Below are 25,348 nucleotides of genomic sequence, written 5' to 3'. Positions count from 1 at the left end.
CTAGTAAATTATATACCCAAGAGTCATGTAATAATATTTAAAAGAGCATGACAAAGCAAATAAAACTATCAATCATAGTACCTGTATATAACGAAGGTAAGTATCTTTGTGAAGTATTAAAAAAAATAATAGACGCTAAGCTACCAAGTAATATTAAAAAAGAAATAATAGTTATAAACGACGGCTCAACAGATAACACGTTAGAAATTATAAAAGAGTTCACAAGTAAAAATTTAATCAGAGCATTTAATCTTTCTAGAAATAGTGGAAAAGGTTCAGCAGTCCGAATAGGAATTAAAAGTGCTACTGGAGATATTATTCTTATTCAAGACGGGGATTTAGAATATAATCCAAACGAATATATAAACGTCATTGAGCCAATTCTCAACGGTGAATCTCAAGTAGTTTATGGCTCTAGATTTTTAGGTGATATAAAAAAAATGAGATTAATAAATAAAATTGGAAGCAGGATTTTAAACTTTTTAACAAGCCTGTCATATAGGACAAAAATTACAGATCAATGTACTGCTTATAAAGCTTTTAAGTCTGAACTAATTAAAAATCTAGACTTAAAAAGCAAAGGATTTGAATTTTGTTCAGAAGTTACAAACAAGCTTTTAAAAAATGGAATAAAAATTAAAGAAGTTCCAATTACTTATTCAGCGCGTTCTTTTAAAGAAGGGAAAAAGTGTAATGGGTGGATGGTTTTCTTTGCTGCTTTATACTATATGTTTCACCATAGATTTACTCTAGGAGAAGAGATTTTGTAATATTTTTTAATTTAATCCAGTAATATATTCCTTAAATTTACTAACCATCATTGAATCGGCACTATTAAATAAAAAAGGCTTTATATCATTTTCTAATTCTTTAAATTGAATTTTTTCACACTTTTTGAGGAGCAGTTCTTTTAACTCACTAAGTTTGTTTATATTAAGCTTTTCCTTTAAGTAGTCATAATTTGGTTTAGTAATTCCAAACAAAAACACTGTGTCATAAAAGTCTCTGCTCCTAAACCGTTTTCTGTTGAAAACTGCAGCAATTTTTTGAGAAAGTAAAATATCTTTTGGTGCAACATTAATTTGAGTAAAAACTCCAAATTTGTTTAAAATCTTTTCCTCAGGAATATATTTAAAATTATGCGATTGTGTGTCAACCTTAATAAGAAGATTTTGGTTTGCGTGTGGAGTCACATTAAAGTCATAAAGTAGTTTTGGAATCTTAATTAGGTAGTGAAAAGTATCTTTTTTACTTGTTGTTTCTATATTTATTTCATATCCTTCAAGCTTTAACTTTTTCTTTACTTCACTTGCAGTATCTGAGAATTCATCAAGTGTTAATTTGAAATTGTCAAAATCCAGATCTTCCGAAAATCTTTTAGTATTATAAATTATTCTTATTGCAGTACCACCTATGAAGATCAGTTTCCTTGAAAATTTCAAACTAAATAATATGTTTAAAATTTTGTATTGAAAATACTCCATAAGAATATATTTTTTCTGATGCCTTATACTCTCAGGGAAATAATTCTCAATATCCTCGTAATTAAGCATATTCAACACTCCTGAGAAATTTTTTAACTCTGGTTAACAGTTTTTGATTTCCAATTGATTTTAAGTAAAGATTTAATTTTGTCTTGTTAATCTGTTTCTTTAAAGTCTTTTTATCTATTCTAAGCTCCTTGAAATCATTCTCTGACTTTAAATTTGGATTTAAATACAGGTAATCCAGGATTGTTTTTTCAACATCAGCAATTTTGTATGTCCAATTTTTGTATTTAATTAATTTATAACCAAAAAAGGATTTTGACTTAACTTTTTTATATATAAATAAAATCTTTTCGGTATTAAACAACTGGGTCTTTTTAGTAGTTACACAGGTAATATTTGGCACAATTTCAGGAATTAGATTATAAAAATTTAATGCTGATTCGAGTGAAACATAAGAAGGTTCATATATTTTATTTGCTATTAAAAATAAAATCTGTTCATTGATTTCCAAATCACTAAGTATATAAAAACCCTTGCTAATTCGTTTGATATAATTTTTATCTTGCCATTCGTATAATCTTCTTAAAAGATTTTTACTTTCATCAATTTTTCTTATGTCATTTATAGAAAAGACTATAAACCTTTTTAGTTTTTCTTTAATCTCAACAAATTTCATATAGTTCTCAAACATGCTAATAATAGCATATGTGAGAAACAGAGTATAATTGTTCATAAATCCTAATTTATAATATCATGATAAAAAGAGAACTTATTTTACCAAAAAAACTTTTGCCATGCCATCTTTGCTCAATACCAGTAAATTTTGTAAGCTAAATACAAAATTTACTGGTATAATAATTGTATGGTTTATCAAAAAAGAAATATCGAAAAAGAAATCGAGCCTCTCTTTAAGGTTTTTCCTGTTATATCAATTACAGGTCCAAGACAAAGCGGGAAATCTACAATGTTAAAACATTATATGAACAAGTCCTGGAAATATTTTAATCTTGATGATAGAAGTTTACTAATTAAAGCTATAGATGATCCGGATTTATTTGTTAAAGATTTTAATTCAAATGTAATTTTGGATGAGGTACAGAAAGCACCCATCTTATTCCATTCAATAAAAAAAATTGTTGATGAGGGTTTTAAATGGAAAATAATTCTCTCAGGCTCAGCTAATTTTCTTTTAATGAAATCCATTACAGAATCTCTTGCTGGAAGAGCCGGCATATTAGAATTATTACCATTTTCAATTTCCGAAAGCTTGTCAATTAAACAAGGAGGTATTGTAGAAACAATACTTAAATCAAAAAATGTTAAAGAACTTTACAAAGAAATATCTCCAATTAAGCCAATTAAGGAGGAGAAACTAAAGAACTTTATTCTTCACGGAGGTTTCCCAAAGGTTCATAATTTAAATTCAAATCAACAGAAAGAACAATGGTTCCAAAACTACATTACAACATATATAGAGAAGGATTTACGTGACATAGCAAAAATCCCTGAGTTAGGAAATTTCCAAACCGTATATAACATGCTTTGCTATCAGTCAGGAAATGTTTTAAATATGTCACATATTAGCTCTGATGTAGGTATAAATGTAAACACTGTAAAAAATTATATTTCAATCCTTGAAACATCCTATCAATTTAAAAAACTTTATCCTTTTAGAATTCAAAGAAACAAGATCTTAGTTAAGAATCCAAAAATTTTCTCGCTTGATACAGGAATAATAAATTTCATCCTTAAAAACTTTGACAAGGAGAGGATGCTGACTTCAGGCTATTGGGGAAATATTCTAGAATCCTATGTATTTTCAGAAATATATAAATCAATTAAAAATCACCTGCATAGACCAGATTTTTATTTTTACCGGACAAAAAATAATGCAGAGATTGATTTTATTTTACAGCTTGGAGAGAAAATTATCCCTATTGAAATAAAATCCTCATACCAAATTAAACCACAAGTACTAAGAGGTTTGAAGTTATTTATAGAATCATATTCCAGATATAAAGTGGAATATGGGATTATCTTTTACAGAGGAGAGCACGTTACATATTTAGATGAGAAAATAATTGGTGTACCTTTGACATTTCTTTATTAGTTGTAATCAGAAGATTTTTTAAGTTTGTTTTGAAGGAAGGGGTTCCACAGTATTCAAAATTAAGCTCTTTCTAAATATTCATTTAAAGAAGGGAAAAAGTGTAATGGGTGGATGGATTTTTTTGTAGCATTAGGATATATAGTGGAGTGTAGGTTTACATGATTATTTGTTGACAGAATTTGGTATAATAATGTCAGTTCATTGACAGAATTTAATTTTATAAAATTATGTATATTCCTCAGAAACAACTAAAGAATTTAAAAAAATCACTTTATCCCAATAAGGTAGTAATAATTTATGGACCCAGGAGGTGTGGCAAGACTACTTTAATTAATAAATTTCTAGAACAAACAAAACAAAAACATTTACTTGTGAGTGGAGAAGATATAACAGTCCAGCGTTATCTTAGCAGCCAATCAATTGAAAAACTTAAAAGTTTTGTCGGTAATAAGAAGCTTCTAGTAATCGATGAGGCACAAAAAATTAAAGACATTGGATTAAACTTAAAACTTATTGTAGATCATATAAAAGACATTAAGGTGATTGCAACTGGTTCTTCTGCTTTTGACTTAGCTAAAGATGTTGGAGAACCTTTAACAGGTAGAAAATACACTTTAAAATTATTTCCTCTTTCTCAAATTGAAATAAGTTCTATTGAAAATCAACATGAAACTGAAGCAAATTTAGAGACAAGATTAATCTATGGTTTATATCCTGAAGTAGTTACAATGAATGACAATGGGCAAAGACAACGATATCTAAAAGAAATAGTGAACTCATATTTATACAAAGATATTCTTGAATTAGAAGGATTAAAACATTCTGATAAAATAGTGAGGCTTTTACAACTTTTAGCCTTTCAGATTGGGAAAGAAGTCTCTTACAATGAATTAGGCAGTCAGTTAGGCATTAGTAAAAATACTGCAGAAAGGTACCTAGAATTACTGGAGAAAACATTTGTAATTTATAAGTTAGTTGGTTATAGTAGGAATTTAAGAAAAGAAATAAGCAAAAATCCTAGATATTGTTTTTATGATAATGGCATTAGAAATACATTAGTGAATAACTTTAATCCTATAGATTTAAGAGATGACATTGGTATGCTTTGGGAAAACTACATCATTACAGAAAGAATTAAAAAACAAGAATATTGTCAAATCTTTACTAACAATTACTTTTGGAGAACATATGAAGGGCAAGAAATTGATTTTGTTGAAGAAAAAAAAGGGAAGTTGCATGGATATGAAGTAAAATGGAATGTTAAAAAGAAAGTAAGAAAACCACTAGCTTGGTTAAAAAATTATAAGAATGGGGCTTTTACAGTAATTAACAAAGATAACTACTTAAAGTTTATTTGCTAGTATTCTTTTGCTACTTCCATTAAAAATCAGCAAATTTTATAAGCTGAGTGCAAAGTTTATTGGTAAAATTTTATAACTAACTTATGAAAGCAATAGTTCTTGCAGGCGGACTTGGAACAAGACTTGGATTACAAGATATTCCAAAGCCAATGTATAAAGTAAATGGCAAGCCATTACTTGAATACAATATATTACTTTTAAGAAAACATAACATAAAAGAAATATGCATTGCATTACACTACATGCCTGAAATAATTAAAAATTATTTTAAAGACGGTAAGAATTGGGAAGTTGAAATTACCTACTCGCTTGAAAAAGAACCACTAGGGACTGCTGGAGCTGTAAGAAATGCTCAAGGCTTTATTGGTAACGAACAATTATTAGTAATTTATGGTGATAATTTTTCGAACTTCAATTTAGGCAGAATGATGAGTTATCATAATTTATGTAACCCATTTGTAACAATTGGTATTTTTGACCCTGATAAGTCAATTAACTCAAAAATCGCAGGCGGCTATGTAATTGTTGATGAAAATAATAACGTCTTGTCTTTTTCAGAAGGAGAAAAAAATATGATTCCAGGGTATAAATCCTTTGTTAATGCTGGAATTTATATCTTGGAGCCAGAAGTTCTAGATATGATTCAGTTAGAAAACCAATTAGACTTTGGAAAAGATATTTTTCCAGAAATTTTAAAGAGAAAAAAAACAATGAAAGCTTTTTTGACTAATGACTTTGTAATAGCAATTGATACAAAGGATGCACTAAATATTGCTGAAAATTTAATCCAATCAAAAAAACTACAATGATAATTACAAGAACACCGTTTAGAATCACACTTGGAGGAGGCGGCACAGACCTTCCTTCTTACTACAATGAATATGGTGGCTTTGTTTTTTCAGTAACTATTGATAAATATATGTTCATTCATTTAAATACACCAATAGTTGATGACTTAATAAGAGTGAAATATTCCAAATACGAAGAAGTTTCAGACGTAAAGGACGTTCAACACCCTTTAGTAAGAGAAGCTCTAAAGTTTATGAATATAAAAAATGCAATAGAAATTCAATCAATAGCAGATATTCCCGCCGGGACTGGACTGGGTTCTTCTGGAGCTTACTTAGTAGGAGTTTTAAATGCATTACACTGCTACAAAAATATTCCTGTCTCTGCCTATGAGCTTGCTATGGAAGCATGCCATATTGAAATAGATGTACTAAACGAACCAGTAGGAAAGCAAGATCAATATACAGCCGCATTTGGTGGCTTAACAGTTTTAAACATTGAAAAAGATGGCGTAGTAAAGGTAGAGAGACCAAAAGTATCTGAAGATATCATTGATGAACTAGAAAGTTCACTACTAATTTACTACACACACACAAGCAGATCCGCAAGCCAGATCCTAAAAGAGCAAAGCACAGCTGCTAAAGACAAAGAATCAAAGTCACATAATCAGGTTGTTGACAGCCTTCATGAAATAAAAGATATCGGTTACAAAATTTTAGATGCTATTTCTCGAGGAAACCTAGATGCATTTGGAAAATTAATGCATGATCATTGGAAAGCTAAAAAGAGACTTTCTAACAAAATATCATCAAACAACATAGATGGGATTTATGAGCTTGGTATAAAAAATGGTGCCCTAGGTGGAAAAGTTCTTGGTGCAGGTGGTGGCGGATTTTTAATGTTTTATTGCCCAAAGGAAAGACAATCAGGCCTTACGAATGTAATGAGCTTAAAAGGTATGAGAAGAATGAGATTTAGGTTTGACTTTGATGGGTCAAAAGTTATGATGAATATTTTTAATAGAAGGCAAGCCTTAGAAAGAGAACTTAAGTTGGTTTAAGTACAGCAAGAGATAAAATAAGAAATTAAATTATGCTGATAATTTAATTTGATTTAACTCACATTCCAAATAGCTTCAAAATAATTTCAAGGCACTAATTTTTCTTTTCTAGCTATCACTAACATTATGTCAAGTGGGTTTAAGTAAAAAACATTTAAAGGAAGGTTGTTTAGAAAAGATACTAACCAACCTAAAAATTTTGAGTAGTACTTTAAACGATCTAAGAACAACTGCTTTGAGATATATTTGCCGGTATACTGGAACCTTGTAAGGGCAAACCCATTAGCCTCTAAGTATAGCTTGATAGTTTTCTTATTAAAGAAATACACGTGTTCATAAGACTTATATCCCATCCAACGTTTTCCAAGAACTTTTGCGGGAATGCTTCCAACGTCAGGTGTAGTAAGAAGGAAGTATCCGCCAGGCTTAAGAATTCTGTTAACTTGTTGCAAGAAATTACTAGGATTTAATAAATGCTCTATCATATCCCAGCAAGTAACAACATCAAATGTCTCTGCAGGAAAATGCTGCTCTTCAAGAGTCCCTTTCCTGACATCCAGATTGAGTTTATTTTTAGCTTCTTTAACACATTCTTCGTTTATTTCTACGCCGCTAACGTCCCAGCCGTATAACCTCGCTATATCGATGTAGTATCCGTAAGCACACCCGGTATCCAGTAATTTCAAGTGCGAGCTCTTTCCAAGAATCAATCGCAAGGTATTATACCTTTGTATTGCAGTTAAGACTATAAGATTCACATCCTCCTTATAGTTTGAGTAACCATATAAGTTTGAGTCAGGACTAAAATAGTAATCACTAGAATAGAGTTTCTTTAATTCATCTGGACTGGGTAATGGATCTAAGAACCTAAGCTTACAATTTCTACATTCAACAAGTGAATAAGTATGATATGGAAAACATGTTTTGAGGTTTTTAGATTTACACAGATCACATTCCATATTTTGAATAAAGTTTGGGCTAATTTTTTTGTAAACCGCAAATCTATAAAAACCACTTTTGTTTTATTATACTACAACGACTTGTGAAAAATTAGATTCAAAAGCAGCTTAATCCATTTTGAGAATGTGCAAGCAAGATGAGGTGTACTAGTTTGATCTAATCTCCAGAATATGTTTGCCTTTTGGAACATCAACCCCAATATAACCTAAATCAGTTAAATATAAATCTGTCTCTTTTGAATCAAGGTAGGCTTTCCATGTTGGATAGAAGTATTGTCTTAAGACTATAAAGTTAGATTTTTCCAAAAACAACTCATAAATAAAAGTACTTGCATTTTTCTTATGTGAAAGAATGTTTATACCAGGTTTAATAATTAGATAGTTTGTAGGATTATTTTCATCACCGGTTGTATCTGGTGAAGGTGAAAAATTAAAAAGTACAGGAAACGATGTCTTAGGTAAAAAACCATGAGCAAAGCTGCCACCATTTAAACTTGAAAATTGCTTCTTATAAATGTCATTAATCCAGGATTCTATATTGTAATAGTTATACACAAACCCGGGACCTATAGAGCCTGGAATAAATCTATTTGTTGTATAAATATGAAGAGATAATATTAGAACTAATATTGGCAATGTAAGTTTAAATTCGTTAGCTATAAGTGCTATTATAAGAGAACCAAAAAATGAGTAAACAACAAATAGGCGCCAGGGAAATTGCAAACTATAGAAAATTGGTGGTAGATGCTCCCAAAGGATATTTCCACAAATAAAAAACATGGCTATGAATATAACAACATTTAAAAAAAACAGGAGATGTCTAAACCTAAGTTTTTTCTTGCTAAGAAGCATAAAATTTAAGAATAATATTGACAGAAAATATACTTGTCCAACTCGCCAATGATAGTTGTAGCTCAATGGATTTAACATATTTACTGCAACAACAATGTGGTACTTTACAGCCTCTAAACTCATCCCATCAAAACCAGCAATATCACCAAACAAATATTTTTTACAATTGATAAGAGGTAAAGTATAAAAAGAAGAAATGCACATCCCGATTAGATTTGAGATCGCACACCATTTTATGATTACAAGATCTTCTTTTATAAAATTACCAAGTTCTTTTCTAACCACTTTAAAAATCAGGAATCCTATGTATAGAATAATTAAAAAGAAAATGGAAGGCATAAAATGACTTAATAAAAGAAGTGACATCGAAACCGCAATTTGCACACAACCTGTTTTATCCTTTAAAAAAAACAATTTGTAGAAGCCCAAAAAATAAAGAGGTATCCAGGAGAATATCCAAAGCTCTGAATAAGCACTTCTAGCATATAAGTCAATAAATCTATACGGTGCAAATAAATAAATCAGAGAGCCAAAAATACTTGTTAAAGTTGCATTTGGTGAATTTTTAAAAATCGTTTTTAACAGGAAAAACATACATAGCTCTGATATAACAAAGGATAGATATGTGCTTAGTTTTAGTGAAAGATAAACATCAGTTTTGTATAGTGCTGAAACAAAAATAGAGCACAAGTAAATAACTAGGTAAGGAAGTGGCTGGTAATATTGCCAAAAAGGGTTACCTTTATAACCAAAATTTTCTGGTAACCAGCAAAGTGGTAGATGGAAATTCTCCTGAAGAATTGTTACTATACTCCATGCATTAAAAACCGTCCCACCGCCATCATGACCGCCATGCCAGGTTTCACAAAGAAACAACGGTTTGAGAGTATGGTAAGGAACATATAAAAATATAAAGACTATCAATCCAGTGGTAGCAACTTTTGCTAAGGACAACTTTTTAGTTATTAAATTCGGGGGCATTTTTACAGAATATTGAAATTCAAATTGAAGATAAACTAAGTATCAACTAAGCTTCCGAAGGTAATACTTACAAATATCAGTTAAACTCTTTCAAGTATTTAATAATACATTATATTAAAAGATTGGAAATGAATAAAAACCGTAGAATTGAAATTTTGTTTTTAATTTTAATAATTTTGTTATTTAGCATTCCTTGTTGCAGAAATTTATTTAATGAGTTTAAGTCAGCTTTTTTACACAATGATAAATTAAAACCACAAATAAATAATAATAAATCAGAACTTTTATTTTGGAATTTTCGTAATTCATTAAAATCGGATGCTGAATTTGTCGGCAAGGTTTCATTCTTCGAAATTATAAGCATAGAAGATAAAAGTAATAAAGAAATAGTGTCTTTGGGCATGATCGGGGATATGCCGGTATGTGGAGATTTTTCGGGAGATGGGATAATTGATTATGGCATTTACAGATATAAAGAAAATGGCAATGAATGGAATTTGATTAATGGCTCGACAAAAGTTTCATTCACTAACAGATATGGTGAAATAGGTGATTTGCCTGTTCCAGGAGATTACGATGGTGATGGAATCTATGATTTTGTAGTTTATAAACCAAAAGATGCTGGTTTTTATGGAATCTTGTCTTATATGAATAAAATATTACAAGATTATGTAGGAATAAGAGGGGACATACCAACTCCTAGTGATTATGATGGAGATGGTTTAATTGACCTTTCCGTATATAGACCATCCAGTGGGGAATGGCTTATTAAGTTTTCAAAGACAGGATTGATAGAACAAATAATGCTAGGAGGAAAAAACTTTCTTCCAATACCCTCAGACTATGATGGTGACAGAAAGGCTGATTTAGCTGTATGGAATTTTAATAACAATAAATGCAAAATCGTTTTTACATCAAAAATCCACAGCTCCTCTAATAGGGTAGAATCTGAAGTTTATAAAAAATTAACAGGTAAAAAAATATTTCCGTTATTACTAGATATCGACAGGGATAAAAAATATGAACTTGCATTCTGGGAAGACAAGCAAAAATCTGTTCATTTGTTTAAGATTGGAAAAGGTGAAATAAACTATGAAGAATTTAATGTGAATGTATCTGAAAATTCTGAACCTGTTAATTACTTTTTATTGAGAAAATTTGTGGCTAAAGATGGGGATTTGAAATCTTTAGCTAACTTAAGATCTGTAGTTAACAAGGGAATGTTGAATGTTAACAAAGGAATCATACTTTGTGATTTTGATGGTGACTTTATAAAAGAAAAAGGGATGTTAAATTTAAATAACATGAGCTTTTCAACCTTGTTGTCATCAACTAATAAATCAATAGATTTGCACTTTAATGACCAAGGTAAACCTGTCGTAGGAGATTTTGATGGGGATGGCAAATGTGAGCTTGGATTTATAAATCCAGCTAATAAAGCATTCAGTTACTCTTCTTCAGCTTTAAATAAAAATATTTCTTTCCCTTTAAATGAAAAAGTTGATGGAATACCCTTTGTTTCTGATATTGATTCTGATTTTATGGCTGATTTGATTTTATATGATCCAGTTACTGCTGTTTGCAGTCTTTTTCAATCTAGCAAGAACTATAAATATGATGAGGTTTGTCTTGAATAAAAGAAATTGCATGATTTCTAGAATTATCATTTTACAAATTTTTGTCTTTATGTTTTTGTCAGGGTGTACAAAGAATCCAGATTTTCAATCATCATTTTCTATAAAAACTCCATGTCAAAAAATAAACAATCTGCTTGATATAAACAAGGATGGAAAATCTGATTTTATATTTTGGAATACATCCTCAATGTCAGGATTCAATAAATTTTTGGAACCTTGCTTCTTTGAAACAATAACTTCATCGGACATAAAACACTCCAAATTTAATTTGGGCACAGTAGGTGATATTCCATTTGTAGGATATTTTGATGGTGATTCTATTCTTGATTTCGGCGTATATCGAACTAACCTTAAAGGAGAAGGTGAATGGCACATAAAAAATGGAAACAATCCTAATGCAAATGTTACCAAGTTAGGTCAATATAAAGATATTCCTTTACCAAGTGATTATGATGGTGATGGGAAATTCGATCTCATATTTTATAGAACCAGAGATAATACTTTTCAAGGGATATTAAGTTCAAATAATCTTTTTATAAAAGTTAAATTGGGTATGGGGCAGAATATTCCAGTGCCGAAGGATTATGATGGAGATGGGCAAGCTGATTTTGCTGTTTACAGTTCCAAAGATGGTTTCTGGAATATTAAATCGTCAAGAGATGGCACTCTGGCTAGAAAAAAATTGGGCGGTAAAAATTTCCTGCCAATTCCTGCAGATTATGATCAAGATGGTAAAGCTGATGTGTGTGTATGGGAACACACAAACAATAAAGTTTTATTATTATTTAGTTCAAGTGGGGAATTATTATCAGATAAAACTATTGAGGTTATCCAAAAAGAGCTTAGTTTAAAAGATGATTATTTCCCTGTTTCATCAGATTATGATGGTGATGGAGCAAGCGAACTTGCTTTTTGGAGTAGTTCCTCAAAAAGGTTATTAACATTCAACTTGCTCCATAACTCTGTAAGAAAAAATATTTATTACTATCCGCAAATTGCCAACTCATTTCCGGTCAATAATTTTTTGTTAATGAAACTACTTTATAACAATAATTCAATTTCAAGTCCTCTGATTAATTTTAACTACAGACCTGTGCTGGCTTATTATGATCATGGAAATATAATTTATTGCAAATTTGAAAAATTATTAAAAGCTCAAAGGTTATATAAAAATGATTGTCGAGAAAAGAAACTCTTAAAGTTAAATCAGATGGATAACTACATACCTTTTGTTTTTGATACAGATGGTGATTACGTTCTTGATAATTGCCTCTGGTCAATTAATACAGGTGTTTTTTTGTGCGATTCAAGTAGATTAGGATATAAATTTGCTATTCAGGTTGGCAATAAAAATGATAAACCTGTGGTTGGTAATTTTAATAATGACTCTATCCAGGATTTAGGTGCTTATAGAGCAAGCAATCAGACTTTTTACATACGTTACCTCGGTATATCATCTCCTGAAAACATTCAAATAATTATGCTAACTCCAATAGCCGGGAATAACGGAATACCACAGATTAATGATTATGATGGTGATGGAATTGATGATTTTTGTGTTTTTAACCCAGATAAAGTTCTATATGTTATTGTAAAATCTTCAAATCTAAAAGAAATTGAAGTAGCTCTTCAAGAAAATAAGTCTCACAATGCAGTATTTATAACCCCGTTAAGCAGTGATTTTGATGGTGATATGCAAGTTGATCCTGCTATTTTAGATCCATATAATAATGAGTTCATTTATTCCTCTAGTTCTGATGGTAAAATATATCCTTATCATTTTAGAAATGGGATAAATGGGTATTCATTTACAGCTGATATAGATGGTGATTTGAAATCAGATATCGTATTTCTTGACACTGCCAGTGGAACTATAAATGCAGGTTTTTCTTCTAAGAATTGGAAACTAGCAAAGTTGGCGAGTGATAATTTATTTGTTTCAAAGAGTATAAAATTGGTAAATTGTCCTGGTTTTTATTACTCTATAAATAAATAAGAAACATAACAATAATTACTAAAGCAAATAAACTATAACTATGAATAATCTTTTTTATGAAGTCTACAGTAATGAAATAAGAGAAGAAATCCAAAAATATATCTATAAAAACCCCCTTACTTCATTCATGTCAAACTGGGGGCATTGGACAATAAAGGATTTGAAGGAAAAGTACAGAAAGAAATCAAAAAAAGAAAAAATTGATATTCTAGATTTATGTTGCGGGCTTGGACATAATTGTGATTTTCTAAACGATTTTGAAATTTATACTGGAATAGATCATAATATAAATTTCATAAATGAAGCAAGACAAAACTATAACAAGCATAGCTTTATTCATAAGAGTGTTTTAGATGCTGACTGGAATTTAGAGAAAAAATATAATGTTGTCACAGCTATTCAGGCATTGGAACATTTTTCCAATGAACATTTACAAATTATATTTCGTAACGTATTAAAGTATCTGCAAGAAGATGGGATTTTTCTTTATATAATACCCTTAGATTCATCTTTTTTGATCAACTTAGGCAGGCAACTGACTACTGAAAGGTATATGAATACTAAGTTTAAAAATCTAGATTACATGAAATGGCTTGGTAAAGAAGAACATATAAATGAGTATAAAAGTATAACAAGCGAGTTAAAGAATTTTTTTAATTTATCAAAAGAAGTGTTTTTGCCATTTAATATCAGAGTTATCAACTTGAACATATACAATATTGGAATTTGTAAACCTAGATGAATAAAAAAGTTTCATTTATAGTACCTACCTATAATGAAGGAGAAAATATTCTCCAATCTATTAAAAAACTCTTGTCCTGGGTCGAGAAATATAACTATGAAATTATTATTGTTGATGATAGTACAGATGACACCTTTAATTTAATAAATAGGTATATAAAGCAAAATGAGATTGCAAATCTCAAGATTATTCAAGGAGCAAGAAATGGAAAAGGGGCCGCTGTAAAGGTAGGTATTCTAGAATCTACTGGAGACATTGTATTTTATTTAGATGCAGATATGTTAATCCCTCTCGTACAAATTGATGTTTTCATAAGTGAGATTATAAATAACAATTATGATATTGTGATAGGAAAAAGGTTGTTAAATAGGAAAGGTAGAAGTCCTCTCAGATATATTCTTTCAATATGTTTGTTTCTGCTTCAGAGAATATTGATTTTTAATTCTACTTTTTTTTATGATACACAGTGTGGGTTCAAAGCTTTTAAGAAAGAAGCGGTTATGCAACTAGTACGAAGACAGCAGATCAATGGTGGTATGTTTGATATTGAACTATTGTATATGGCTCTAGTTTTAAAAATGAGAATTAACCAAATTGAGGTATCACCCGAACCAGAAAATAGAGTAAGTAGAATAAGTTTATTCAAATGTTTTTATGATGCTCCAATCGATTTGCTAAGAATAAAAATTAACAATTTTTTATTAAAATATAAGGATTAATATTAATGCAGGAGTAGATTGAGTGATTTTTAAACTAAAAGTTTGGTTGGCGATATTATTTTTATGAAATTACGATATATTATTGTTTTTGTTTTTCTTTTTTATCTCTGGGATGCAACAGGTGGTACAAATAGCTTTCAATTAGATCGAGAGCATAATACTATGTATAATTTACTTACTGATGCATTTCTTGCAGGTAAGATTAATTTACCGATAGAACCGCCAAAAGAACTATTAGCTTTGTCAGATCCATATAATCCTGCTTATAATTGGGGACTTAGGCTTCATGATGCTTCATTATATAAGGGAAAGTATTATTTATCTCATGGTCCTGTCCCGTTGATATTCCTTTATATACCACTTAGAATTTTACTTGGAAATAAAATCCCAGATAGTCTTGTAGTTTTTATTTTTTCCTTTGGTTTATTTATCTTCTCTGTTGCTTTAATATATCACTTAAAAAATAAGTATTTTAAGAGAATCCCGGAATGGATGTTGCTTTTATCGGTTTTAGTATTAGCATTTGCTAATGGGGCTCTATATAATCTCAGGCGTGCTGATATGTATGAAGTTGCTATCTCAGGAGGTGCTTTCTTTTTATCGGGGGCGCTTTATTTTTTGTGTCGTTCCTTAGGCAAGGAGTGTTCTTCAAAAAGAACTTTTATACTAGCTAGTTTATTCTTGGGATTATCAATTGGATGTAGACCACAATTTATTTTGTCTGGAATATTATTACCTTTAGTTTGGTGGAAATTAACAAAAGGAGAACAGAGTCTGACTAAACATTCAAAAATTTTATTAGGGGCTTATTTAACAATTCCTTTTTTAATGTGCCTTGCTTCTCTTTTTGTTTATAATTTCCTTCGTTTTGAAAACCCCATAGAGTTTGGTTTACATTATGTGCTTACATGTGTTCTAAATACTAGCACAGATAAATTCTTCAATTTTGAAAATATAATTCCTAATAGTTATTTTTATTTTTTTCAGTTGCCTATTATAAATTCTGCGTTCCCATTTATACACATAAACTATACTGTTCCGACATTCATTCAAGTTCCACAGGCTTACTACTTTGAAAAAACAGTTGGGATGTTTACAGGGATTCCTTTTATTTTATTGATTTTTTTAGCACCAGCTTTCTACTGCTTTGATAAGAAGCTGAATATTAAACGCTTCATAAAAGAGGATACTATTTTAAAACAGATTGAATTTTGGATAATTTTGATTCCTGCCTATTTAAATATAGGTATTCTTTTGATTGCTACCAGTGTAACCTGGCGTTATGTAATGGACTTTTCTGCGTGTTTGATACTTTGTGCTTCTTTGGTCTGGTTTTATTTCTATGAGAAAATTAATGCAAATAAGTTGGTTACTTCATTTGCTGTTTTGTCTGCATTCTGGAGTATATTAACAGGAATATCTTTGGGAATAATCGGTTGTTATGATGGGCTTAGAACACAGGATCCTGGACAGTTTAAAAAACTTGAGGCATGGTTCAAACCTGTTTCAGATATCATTTACGAAATATCCCCTTCATGGCAGTCGGCAAAAGAAAAAATGTTATACATTCCATTAATCGTGACTTCCTCAAGCGAATTTAACAGCGACTTCAATGTAAACAAAGCTTTTGACAATAATCCTGCAACAAGCTGGGCTGCAAGAAGTCCTGGACCTGCTTCTGTAAATATAACTCCACAGCATCCTGCACATATTAAATCTATTTGGTTGATTACAAGAGCACCAAATTCTATTCAGGGCTGGCGGAAACTTTCTTTAAGAGCATATTTAGATGACAACCAAGTATTCAGCAATTCTTACGAGTTTATTCATCCAGAAAAAATGATATGGCGAATTAAATTAGATAAAATGCTTGTCAATAAGATTGCTCTTAATTTTGAAGAACCGTTTTCGATTACATCAACAGGTAAAATAGAATTACAGTATCCTGCATATCCAGGATACAGTGAAATTTTTCTTGAGTGGGAATAGACTTTTATACTCCAATAAAACTTACTGGAGTTAAATTTTTGTATTTTGACAAATCGATTTTTTTCTTGACTTCACCATCAAGCAAAATTTCAAGCTGTCCTATAGATATATGATAAATTGCAATTTCAGTTTTTCCATCACCGTTATAATCTCCTGGTATTGGAATATCACCAGCGTTCCCTAGCTTTACTATTTTTGTTAAGCATGGCTGAGAATCCTCATTTAACTGTCTTGTTGCTCCACACCCAATAAAAGGTGCTGATTCTTGTGGTTTACTTTTTGCTGTTAACAAATCTTTGGCATAAGCTATTTCCCATTCTCCACTTTCTGGCGTCCATACTGCCAGATCAACTTTTTTATCACCATCATAATCTCCAGGGATAAGCCTTGCATTATTATTTCCTATGATTAGTTTTAAGTGATCAGATTTGTCAAATGATTTTGTTGACAGATAAACTTCGAGTAATTTTGTGTCTGGTTTGTAAATAATATAATCAGCCTGCTTATCCCCGTCTACATCTGCAAAAGCAGGAATATCTAATGGCGAAAGACCAAAGTTATTACTATAAGTACCTTTAGTTGTTGTTCCAGAATACCATGTTCCATGGTTAGCATTAAAGCAAGATAGATCTGTTTTTAAATCCTCATCCAGATATGCAGGCAGAGGAAGTTCTTCTATAAGTATCCCGAATTGTTTGCTTGAATCGACTTGCAAATTTGAGGATTGTAAGATATTCCAGGTTCCATTATTTTCATTAAAGAATGCTATATCTGTTTTTCCATCACCATCATAATCTGATGGAACAGGAGTAAACAAGTTACCATTATAATTTGCGAATATAGAACTATTTAAATCAACTTCTTCCTCTTGTAGATCCTTTCCATAAATAGTAGTCCATTTTTTTGAATTATAATCGAAAAATGCTATGTCTGAAATTTTATCTCCGTCAAAGTCATTTGACATTGCATTATAAATACCAAAATATGGACATTCTGCAATTTGTTTTAAGTACATGGGGTGATTGTTTTTTAAATTTGCAGACTTAAGATATTTTTTTAACTTCTTACCATAATTTAGGACTGAGTCATAAGTTAGTTTTTTAGGATCAATAAAATATGTCTCCTTTAATTGAGCTAGATCTTTATTGTTTGAGTATATTAGTTTTCCGCCACCATTTAATTCAGTAGCTAATAAGACCTGTCTTGCTTTGGGTGACAAAATGTATCTTACTAGTTTAGGGGTTAAGTATAGTATACGAATCCTTTGTCCTTGAAGCAGTTTACTGTTAAGTGTAAATAGAGAGTTAAAATTTGCAAGTACTGAATCAATAACTTCCTTTTTAATTGGATTTTCTTCGTAGAAATTACCTATAATTGGCCATGTACCAAATAATCCTGAATTAACAGTTAATATTCCACCATACATGGGTTCACTTAATATTGTTGAGTTTTTAAATTTATTTGATCTCAGATTTTTTGCAAATTCCATTTCTTCTAAATTGTCTTTGTAGGGGAATACTTGCTTACCTGAAAATTTTAATTTACCACCTTGAGTTAAAAAAGTTGGTTTAGTCTTATCTCCAAATGCCCAAAACATAAATGTGCTGAAGCTAAGTAGTATAAAGATAGCAATGTAAAAAACAGTTAGTTTCTGTTCTTTAAAATTAAATTTGTTTTTTACAAAATCAATTGTTAAAGGTACTGCAAATGCTCCAATGTAGTTTCCTGCCATAAATAATTTGCCAATACCAGCATTGGGTATCGTAAAAAGAAATGGAGTTACCATACTAACTATAAAATAAGGTATAAGAAATGAAACCCAATTATTTTTTTGCTTATTAGCCAAGTAATATCCAAAGCTAAAAATAATGAGTAGTATTAGACTGGCTTTCACTGGATTATAATCACTTGGTAAATTTGTAGTGCCAAATTTGTAAAATGACATAAGTGGAACAAAGGCTTTGTTGAAAGTAAACCAATTCTCATGAATTAAGCAAAGAACTAAAATTACAACAAACAATACACCAAAACTTTTAAATGAAAACTGTAAGTCTTTTTCAGCTATTGATTTAGGTTCTTCAAAGATTAATTCAGATGCTTTAAAGATTATGTATATTAGTAATCCAGCAATCACTACGATAAATTTTGTAATATCTATAATTACTAAGCTACTAAGAAAGATTGCTAAAATAAACAAAGATTTGTAACCTTTTTTCCCATCCAAGAAGTTATAAACCAAATACAAAGCAATTAAAAAAAAGAAAATTCCAATTCCAATTGGTGGGGCAAAAAACCAATGAAGCACAAGCCCAGACCATTGTGCTGCATCAATTAATCTGCTTTGAGTTAGATACTGTATCTTCTCAAGAAACTTTTGTGGAATATTTTCTCCAGGATTTTTAATAAATAAATTTGTTATTGGTCCCCATGCTAAAAACGCTGCAAAAGGTACTAAATACTTGTTTACTGGACTTGAATTACAAAACTTTATTGCAAGTGCATAAAGAGCAAGAAAACTTAGATTCAAAAAAACAATTAGTAAAACATCAAGTGAAATTTCCGGATGACAGTTAGAAAACTTTGATACTATTGCTCCAAGAATGTCTGCTCCATAATGATATTTTTGAGCTAAGTTAGGTAGAAAAGAGTATTTAGGTGGATAGGTCCCAGCCAATAATTGATTTATAGTAAAAACATGTCCAGAAGGAAGCCCAAAGTGATCCAACTTGGTTGTGGAAAAAGCAGTAATACCATAAATAAAATTAATCACTCCAATTAGAATCCAGAAATATTTATCAGTGCTTTGTTTTATCTTAGAAAAGAATTCTTTTACAGAACTTTTGTTTAGCTTTTTAAAAACACTTATTGTTTCTTGGTTTTTCCAGGTAGCTAAAGCAATAATTACTAAAAAAGTAAGAATCAAAGCCCAGTTAAAATCTTTTAGAATGTTACCAGCCAAATTAATTACTATTAAAAATGCTGCGCCACCCAAAGCAATTTTTATAAGATGAGATAAGAGCTTATTTTCTTCACCTAGTTTTAATTCTTTTGTAACTATGTGGCCAATAAACCCAAATAAAAAAACTAATATTAAACTAACTACAATTGCAACTATAAAACTCATTTCACACTCTCCCCTTATAACAAGAAATGACTAAAAAACTAAAACTTTTGCTCCCTGTTGTATAAAGTTTAATAACAAAGTCCTGTTTTATTAGCATAATCTAAATTATGCTAATAGTATAATCGTGATTATACTAAATGTTTATAAATAGAAAAGACGAAATAGACTTTTTAAACAAGAAATGGGGTTCAAAAAGGCCTGAGCTCTTAGTTATATATGGAAGACGGCGGATAGGAAAGTCTACATTGCTTCTTGAATTAATTAAAAATAAAACCAGTGTTTATTTTCAAGCATCTGAAGCTACTGCGAAGGATAGTTTAAATGATTTCTCTAAGGTTCTTTTACACAATAAATTAATAGAAGAGTTTTTCACATTTAACGATTGGGAGGATGCTTTTGAATTACTTTCAGAAAAATCCAAGAATGAGAGATTGTTAATTGTCCTTGATGAGATACAGTTTATTGCTAATGAGCATAAGGGCTGGATGTCAAAGTTGCAAAGGTTTTGGGATCAAAAAGGTTCAAAGTCAAATATGGTAATAATCTTATGTACCTCTCACATAAGTTTTATGGAAAGCAAAGTAATATCATATAAAGCACCTTTGTATGGAAGAATTACTGGCGTATTAAAGTTGGAACCATTTAATTATATAGATGCAAGCTTATTTGTAGAAAAATATAATCCTGTAGAAAAGCTTTATACTTACTCAATTTTTGGTGGTACACCGGCATATTTATCCTTGTTAGATGAAAAAATGTCATGGGAAGAAAATGTTATAGAAAAAATTTTACCCCCGAATGAACGTTTATTTGATGAGCCAAATCTAATTTTAAAAAGCGAATTAAGAGAAATTACTAAGTACTCACAAATATTGTTATCAGTTTCAACAGGAGCTACAAAAATGAAAGATATTACTTCTAGATTAAGCATGAGTGCAAGTGAAATCAGCCAATATTTAAAAATACTTATTGAACTAGGTTATATGCAGAAAGAAATACCTGTAAATGAAGACGAAATGAAAAGCAGAAAAGCAATTTACAAATTAAAAGATCCTTTATTTTATTTCTGGTACAGGTTCATCCTTCCTAATCAAAGCCTGTTAAAGTTAGGAAACCAAAAAGACGTTTTTAATAAAGTCATTTATCCAAATCTGGACACACATATTGGGTTTTCAGTTTTTGAGAGTATTTGTATGGAATACGTTCGTAGATTTTATCCACATAACAAGGAATTTATGATAAAAAAAATGGGAAGATTTGTAACAGGACAAGTTGAAATCGACATTTTTACATACAACACAGACAAGACTAATACACTAGCTTCATGTAAATGGTCATCAAAACCTTACGGACCAAGCATAATTTCAGATCTTGCAAAACAAGCTGAGGTGCTAAGAATTAAATCTCCAAGATTTCTTTGTTTCTCTTCAGGTGGATTTACAAAAGACACTATTGATTTTGCAAGAGTAAAAAATGTTGAATTAATTGATGCAAAGGACTTACTAACATTATGAACAAATCTCTCTCAATCGTCATTCCTGCCTACAATGAATCAAAAAGAATTCTAAGAACATTAAACGATATTGATAGTTACATAACTAAAATATCAGGATCAAATTTATTTAAAGTAATTGTAGTAAATGATGGCAGCAGAGATAACACTAACGAGGTAGTTAATAACTGGATTAAAAATATAAGTAAAAATAAAAATTGCTTTAGCGTTATTAGTTATGAAATTAATCGTGGTAAAGGTTACGCTGTAAGAGAAGCATTTAAAGATATTTCTACCGAGCTTGTTTTATACACTGATGCTGATGGTGCAAGCCCAATTGAAGAGATAGAAAAACTTTTACCCTGGATTGATCAAGGACATGACGTGGTAGTTGGTTCCAGGGTTTTAAAAGATGAGGTTACAAAAGTAAAAATGTCCTTTAAGCGCAGGTTTATCGGGTTTTCTTTTCACTTGATCCTTGCAACTTTAAATCTTGCAACTATTAGAGATACTCAATGTGGTTTTAAACTTTATAAAAAAAATGTAGCAGAAAAGTTAGCTTCTTTACAGAAATGTTTTAATTATACTTTCGACGTGGAACATCTTTATTTAGCAAAGAGACTTGGATATAAGATCAAAGAGGTTGGTGTAAACTGGTACCATGTTGAAGATTCAAAAGTAAGCATGCTCAGGGATTCAATAAAAATGTTTCTTGAAGTGTTAAAAGTAAGATTTATTTACCAGTATAATATAAAAGAATTCTAAGATGAGAAATGAGAAATCTAAAAAGAATTCTTTCCCCAGGTCTATGGTCTATGGTCTATAGTCTATGGTCTAAATTATGATTGAAAGCACAGAAAATCAAACTATAAGCCAAACTGAACCAACCGCTGAATCACCTATACAACACGAAGTAAAAGGATATCACTTCCTTGGAAATAGAATGGAAAGAATTGTTTTTCTTGTCTTGCTAACTCTCATTTCTTGTGGCCCAATGATTTTTGGTAAAAGTATTCCAAGCCATGCTGACTGGCATATTCACATGGAACATGTTTATAACTTTAAGAGATGTTTTTGGCAGGGACAATGGCTACCAAGATGGATTGATGCTCATACAAGTGGATATGGTTTACCTATTTTTAACTACTACGCACCACTAGTTTATTATTTTTTTGTTTTAATAGATTTAATTTTTAGAAATCCCTTACTTTCAATCAAATGGATATATATAACACCAATGCTCTTATCCACTGTTTTTGGTTACTTATATCTAAGAAGACATGGCTCACCTGTTGCTAGTATTCTTGCTTGTGCCTTTGTAATTTTTTCTCCTGCAATTCATATTTATATCTATAACACGAACTGGCCAAATAGTACCATTGCCATACCATTTTTATTTCTTACCTTATATGGCATTGATAGTTTTGATAAGAATAAAGAGTTTGATTTAAAATCATTTTTAATTACATCAACAGGTTTTGCTTGTCTTGCTTTATCTCACTTAGCAACAGCTTTCGTTCTTGTACTTTTAAGTGTTCCATACTTTTTTCTTAGCTTGCTACTATACAGAACAAAAAAGTTTGTTAAGTGGTTTTTTTTAAGTTATGGATTTGGGGTTGCACTTAGTAGTTTTTATTTGCTCCCTGCATGCCTTGAAAAAAGATTTGTCCACACAGATGAAATCCTTACACAGGGTCCTCTTTGGGATTTTTCTAAAAATTTCCTGTACACATACTTAGACAGGCACAGAGATGATGGATATGCATGGGCAATTTTTGATCATAGATATTATGAAGTAAGCAATGCACTATTTTCTCTAGTTGTTCTTACCTGCCTTGTAACTTTGCTCTTAAACTGGGGGAAAGTAAAACTTTATTTTATAGAACCACTTAGAATAAAAATGGCTTCACTGATGTTCGTAATTTCTTTTTTAATGATGACTCCTGTTTCTTTGTATGTATGGCTTATGATTAAGCCGCTTCAAACAATTCAATTCCCTTGGAGGTTTACTACATTTGTCCTTACATTTGGTGTGGTTATTTTAGTGTATGCTTTTGATTTAATTGGAAAAATCTTAAAAGAAAAATTTGACATTTATGGTTACAAAATTATAATTTATGCTACTGGATTTACTTTTTGTTTGCTTTTATATGTTGATTTTATAAACATGTATCATTGGGGATGGGTACCAGAAGAAAATCTTCTTAAATCTGCAATTAGCATTAGTTGGGCAAGTGATGAATATAGGCCAAATATCACAGGGGATCCGGATTGGAGGCAAACAGATCTAAGACATGATTTTTCACCTGCTATACAATCTACTAACCCCTACATAGATATAACAATAAAAAAATGGTTGTCACATGAGAGAATGTTTGAGATTTTTTCTCCTACACCACATCAAGTTAGATTGAGAACCTTCTTTTTCCCTGGATGGAATGTTTACATTGATGGGAAAAACACAATTATTAATATTGATCCTAAAAGCGGTGCTATGGTTTTTGAAGCTCCTGGCGGGAAACATGAGATAACAGTACGCTTTGAAAATACACCAATTCGTAAAATCTCTTTGTACATTAGCTTTGGAGCATTAATAGTCTTTTTATTGTTACTTACAAAATACCTAGGTCAAATAAATCTGAAAAATATAATTGAAAAAGAAATAACTAAAACTAGAACGCAAGCGGAGCATATAGCATGAATGCTGCAGTTGTATTATCCTTTTTGTTACTTATCTTACCAGCATGGTTTCTTGACTTAACTAAAGACAAACTAATTTTATTTGCTTCATTATCTTGTTATGGTTCTGACTTTGATGGAGATGAGATAGAGGATCTTTCTGTTTGGGATCCAAAAAGTGGTACCTTGTTTTACCAACAATCATCTGACAATAAATTCTACAAGTCAAACTTTTTTGAAAATGCAACTGAATATATTCCAGTACTTGCTGACTACGATGGTGATGGAAAAACAGATTTTGCTTTCTTCCACAAAGATTCAGCACAATGGATTATATATCAGTCCTCAAATCCTGGCCTACCATCTCAAAAAGTTTTTTTTGGAGCAATCAATGATTTGCCAATACCTTCTGATATAGATGGCGACAAAAAGTACGAGCCTGCTATTTGGAGAGCAAGCATCAAATTATGGTTTTTAACTGATGTAGACAAGGATGGGAATAAAGTTCTTAAAACAGTTTATGAAGGTGCTAATGAAGATTCTGCCTTTAGCGCTGATTATGATGGTGATGGAAAATCAGACTTAATTGTTTGGAGACCAGGAGATGGTTTTTGGCACATAGTAAAATCAAGTTCAGGATTTGATCACAATCAAAGTGAACATATTCAACACGGTAAGGAATGGGATGTAATTGTCCCAAATGACTATAATGCAGATGGAAGATGTGATCTTGTTTTTTGGAGACCAGAAGATCAAACTTGGTACTTCCATTATGCTGGAAACTTAGGAAGTAATCAAATTAAATTTGGTGGAAAGGAGGATATTCCGCTTTCAGCTGATTTAGATGGTGACAATATACCCGAGCTAATTACCTGGAACCAATCTAAAAAATCCTGGAACATTTTAAACACAAGACAAAACGAATCATTCTCATATAAATGGGATGTACCAGATGGTTGCATACCAGCAGTTTCAATATTACAAAAATTAGAATAGAAGGCTCCTTTAAAAGGGTGTGTAAGAAATTCGAGGATAGCATGTCACTCATAGCTGTCAGGATAAGAAGATAGGACTTACGGTTAATAAAGAAGCAATTGTTTAAAATGGGCAGGAATTAAAAGCCAAAACGTGTAAATAAATCTTTAACTCATGGAACAGATTTAAGTAAAAATACGGCCATGCTTTTTGAAAGGACTAAAGCAATGGCAAATCATTTTGGAAGAAAAATAGATATCTTACGCAGTTGACATAGCAAGATGATTTCTTACTGAGTCTCTAACGATATCCCATTTTTGTTGATACCAAGTAATGCCATCTTTAAACCTCCTTAATTCAAGTCTAATAAAAGCAACAAATGCACAAAATATG

The 25,348-nt window shown here is 30.8% G+C and carries 19 protein-coding genes; 14 read left to right on the top strand and 5 right to left on the bottom strand.

What is annotated here, in order from left to right:
- The first annotated feature begins 59 nt into the window (after window positions 1-59).
- On the top strand, window positions 60-770 hold the full coding sequence (locus tag HYY52_02900) for a glycosyltransferase family 2 protein (GenBank protein MBI2995640.1): 711 nt from the start codon (window positions 60-62) through the stop codon (window positions 768-770).
- Window positions 771-776: 6 nt separating this feature from the next.
- On the opposite strand, the gene HYY52_02895 is transcribed toward HYY52_02900, so the two are convergent.
- Both HYY52_02895 and HYY52_02890 read right to left on the bottom strand, forming a co-directional pair.
- Window positions 777-1,553: a nucleotidyl transferase AbiEii/AbiGii toxin family protein gene (locus HYY52_02895; GenBank protein ID MBI2995639.1), complete on the bottom strand. Its 777-nt coding sequence runs from the start codon at window positions 1,551-1,553 to the stop codon at window positions 777-779.
- On the bottom strand, window positions 1,546-2,166 hold the full coding sequence (locus HYY52_02890; GenBank protein ID MBI2995638.1) for a hypothetical protein: 621 nt from the start codon (window positions 2,164-2,166) through the stop codon (window positions 1,546-1,548). Before HYY52_02890 ends, HYY52_02895 begins: the two co-directional genes overlap by 8 nt.
- A 186-nt stretch (window positions 2,167-2,352) precedes the next feature.
- Between HYY52_02890 and HYY52_02885 the strand changes: the two genes are divergently transcribed.
- From HYY52_02885 to HYY52_02870, 4 genes are all read left to right on the top strand, one after another.
- Window positions 2,353-3,600 carry an ATP-binding protein gene (locus HYY52_02885; protein ID MBI2995637.1) on the top strand — a complete coding sequence of 416 codons (1,248 nt, stop codon included), beginning with the start codon at window positions 2,353-2,355 and terminating at the stop codon, window positions 3,598-3,600.
- A gap of 227 nt (window positions 3,601-3,827) precedes the next feature.
- The gene (locus tag HYY52_02880) at window positions 3,828-4,961 is read left to right on the top strand and encodes an ATP-binding protein (GenBank protein MBI2995636.1); all 1,134 of its coding nucleotides are present in this window, start codon (window positions 3,828-3,830) and stop codon (window positions 4,959-4,961) included.
- An 83-nt stretch (window positions 4,962-5,044) separates the two neighbouring features.
- Window positions 5,045-5,770: a nucleotidyltransferase family protein gene (locus tag HYY52_02875; GenBank protein MBI2995635.1), complete on the top strand. Its 726-nt coding sequence runs from the start codon at window positions 5,045-5,047 to the stop codon at window positions 5,768-5,770.
- On the top strand, window positions 5,767-6,810 hold the full coding sequence (locus HYY52_02870; protein MBI2995634.1) for a galactokinase: 1,044 nt from the start codon (window positions 5,767-5,769) through the stop codon (window positions 6,808-6,810). Before HYY52_02875 ends, HYY52_02870 begins: the two co-directional genes overlap by 4 nt.
- Before the next feature lie 86 nt (window positions 6,811-6,896).
- Here HYY52_02870 and HYY52_02865 read toward each other — a convergent pair whose 3' ends face one another.
- Together HYY52_02865 and HYY52_02860 are read right to left on the bottom strand one after the other, a co-directional pair.
- The gene (locus HYY52_02865; protein ID MBI2995633.1) at window positions 6,897-7,769 is read right to left on the bottom strand and encodes a class I SAM-dependent methyltransferase; all 873 of its coding nucleotides are present in this window, start codon (window positions 7,767-7,769) and stop codon (window positions 6,897-6,899) included.
- Window positions 7,770-7,916: 147 nt separating this feature from the next.
- Window positions 7,917-9,602 carry a hypothetical protein gene (locus tag HYY52_02860; GenBank protein ID MBI2995632.1) on the bottom strand — a complete coding sequence of 562 codons (1,686 nt, stop codon included), beginning with the start codon at window positions 9,600-9,602 and terminating at the stop codon, window positions 7,917-7,919.
- A gap of 128 nt (window positions 9,603-9,730) precedes the next feature.
- Here HYY52_02860 and HYY52_02855 point away from each other — a divergent pair, with 128 nt between their 5' ends.
- From HYY52_02855 to HYY52_02835, 5 genes are all read left to right on the top strand, one after another.
- On the top strand, window positions 9,731-11,239 hold the full coding sequence (locus tag HYY52_02855) for a hypothetical protein (protein MBI2995631.1): 1,509 nt from the start codon (window positions 9,731-9,733) through the stop codon (window positions 11,237-11,239).
- A 10-nt stretch (window positions 11,240-11,249) separates the two neighbouring features.
- On the top strand, window positions 11,250-13,235 hold the full coding sequence (locus HYY52_02850; GenBank protein ID MBI2995630.1) for a hypothetical protein: 1,986 nt from the start codon (window positions 11,250-11,252) through the stop codon (window positions 13,233-13,235).
- A 40-nt stretch (window positions 13,236-13,275) separates the two neighbouring features.
- Window positions 13,276-13,977 (top strand): class I SAM-dependent methyltransferase, encoded by a 702-nt coding sequence (locus HYY52_02845; protein MBI2995629.1) that lies wholly within the window; start codon window positions 13,276-13,278, stop codon window positions 13,975-13,977.
- The gene (locus tag HYY52_02840; protein MBI2995628.1) at window positions 13,974-14,696 is read left to right on the top strand and encodes a glycosyltransferase; all 723 of its coding nucleotides are present in this window, start codon (window positions 13,974-13,976) and stop codon (window positions 14,694-14,696) included. The genes HYY52_02845 and HYY52_02840 overlap by 4 nt, the downstream gene beginning before the upstream one ends.
- Before the next feature lie 63 nt (window positions 14,697-14,759).
- Entirely contained in the window at window positions 14,760-16,685 is a 1,926-nt protein-coding gene (locus HYY52_02835) for a hypothetical protein (GenBank protein MBI2995627.1), read from the top strand.
- A gap of 4 nt (window positions 16,686-16,689) precedes the next feature.
- On the opposite strand, the gene HYY52_02830 is transcribed toward HYY52_02835, so the two are convergent.
- The gene (locus HYY52_02830) at window positions 16,690-19,809 is read right to left on the bottom strand and encodes a VCBS repeat-containing protein (protein MBI2995626.1); all 3,120 of its coding nucleotides are present in this window, start codon (window positions 19,807-19,809) and stop codon (window positions 16,690-16,692) included.
- Window positions 19,810-19,946: 137 nt separating this feature from the next.
- Here HYY52_02830 and HYY52_02825 point away from each other — a divergent pair, with 137 nt between their 5' ends.
- The 4 genes from HYY52_02825 to HYY52_02810 all read left to right on the top strand — a co-directional run bounded on the left by HYY52_02825 (window position 19,947) and on the right by HYY52_02810 (window position 24,976).
- Complete coding sequence (locus HYY52_02825) at window positions 19,947-21,323, top strand: AAA family ATPase (GenBank protein ID MBI2995625.1); 1,377 nt, start codon at window positions 19,947-19,949, stop codon at window positions 21,321-21,323.
- Window positions 21,320-22,066, top strand: a complete 747-nt coding sequence (locus HYY52_02820; protein ID MBI2995624.1) for a glycosyltransferase family 2 protein — start codon at window positions 21,320-21,322, stop codon at window positions 22,064-22,066. The genes HYY52_02825 and HYY52_02820 overlap by 4 nt, the downstream gene beginning before the upstream one ends.
- 76 nt (window positions 22,067-22,142) lie before the next feature.
- Window positions 22,143-24,002, top strand: coding sequence for a hypothetical protein (locus tag HYY52_02815; GenBank protein MBI2995623.1), 1,860 nt, complete (start codon window positions 22,143-22,145; stop codon window positions 24,000-24,002).
- On the top strand, window positions 23,999-24,976 hold the full coding sequence (locus HYY52_02810; protein MBI2995622.1) for a VCBS repeat-containing protein: 978 nt from the start codon (window positions 23,999-24,001) through the stop codon (window positions 24,974-24,976). The genes HYY52_02815 and HYY52_02810 overlap by 4 nt, the downstream gene beginning before the upstream one ends.
- Window positions 24,977-25,348 lie beyond the last annotated feature (372 nt).

It is taken from the genome of Candidatus Melainabacteria bacterium, assembly GCA_016193285.1.
Lineage (GTDB): Bacteria > Cyanobacteriota > Vampirovibrionia > 2-02-FULL-35-15 > 2-02-FULL-35-15 > JACPSL01.
The sequence above is the reverse complement of the archived record's forward strand: the minus strand, read 5'-3'. Positions and strand labels throughout refer to the sequence as shown.

Bases quoted from the DNA above. Each gene is read 5' to 3' on its own strand.
- HYY52_02820 (MBI2995624.1), top strand. From the start codon at position 21,320: ATGAACAAATCTCTCTCAATCGTCATTCCTGCCTACAATGAATCAAAA.
- HYY52_02850 (MBI2995630.1), top strand. From the start codon at position 11,250: ATGATTTCTAGAATTATCATTTTACAAATTTTTGTCTTTATGTTTTTG.
- HYY52_02895 (MBI2995639.1), bottom strand. From the start codon at position 1,553: ATGCTTAATTACGAGGATATTGAGAATTATTTCCCTGAGAGTATAAGG.
- HYY52_02880 (MBI2995636.1), top strand. From the start codon at position 3,828: ATGTATATTCCTCAGAAACAACTAAAGAATTTAAAAAAATCACTTTAT.
- HYY52_02815 (MBI2995623.1), top strand. From the start codon at position 22,143: ATGATTGAAAGCACAGAAAATCAAACTATAAGCCAAACTGAACCAACC.
- HYY52_02875 (MBI2995635.1), top strand. From the start codon at position 5,045: ATGAAAGCAATAGTTCTTGCAGGCGGACTTGGAACAAGACTTGGATTA.
- HYY52_02845 (MBI2995629.1), top strand. From the start codon at position 13,276: ATGAATAATCTTTTTTATGAAGTCTACAGTAATGAAATAAGAGAAGAA.
- HYY52_02835 (MBI2995627.1), top strand. From the start codon at position 14,760: ATGAAATTACGATATATTATTGTTTTTGTTTTTCTTTTTTATCTCTGG.
- HYY52_02865 (MBI2995633.1), bottom strand. From the start codon at position 7,769: ATGGAATGTGATCTGTGTAAATCTAAAAACCTCAAAACATGTTTTCCA.
- HYY52_02825 (MBI2995625.1), top strand. From the start codon at position 19,947: ATGTTTATAAATAGAAAAGACGAAATAGACTTTTTAAACAAGAAATGG.
- HYY52_02830 (MBI2995626.1), bottom strand. From the start codon at position 19,809: ATGAGTTTTATAGTTGCAATTGTAGTTAGTTTAATATTAGTTTTTTTA.
- HYY52_02810 (MBI2995622.1), top strand. From the start codon at position 23,999: ATGAATGCTGCAGTTGTATTATCCTTTTTGTTACTTATCTTACCAGCA.
- HYY52_02840 (MBI2995628.1), top strand. From the start codon at position 13,974: ATGAATAAAAAAGTTTCATTTATAGTACCTACCTATAATGAAGGAGAA.
- HYY52_02870 (MBI2995634.1), top strand. From the start codon at position 5,767: ATGATAATTACAAGAACACCGTTTAGAATCACACTTGGAGGAGGCGGC.
- HYY52_02885 (MBI2995637.1), top strand. From the start codon at position 2,353: ATGGTTTATCAAAAAAGAAATATCGAAAAAGAAATCGAGCCTCTCTTT.
- HYY52_02890 (MBI2995638.1), bottom strand. From the start codon at position 2,166: ATGAAATTTGTTGAGATTAAAGAAAAACTAAAAAGGTTTATAGTCTTT.
- HYY52_02855 (MBI2995631.1), top strand. From the start codon at position 9,731: ATGAATAAAAACCGTAGAATTGAAATTTTGTTTTTAATTTTAATAATT.
- HYY52_02860 (MBI2995632.1), bottom strand. From the start codon at position 9,602: ATGCCCCCGAATTTAATAACTAAAAAGTTGTCCTTAGCAAAAGTTGCT.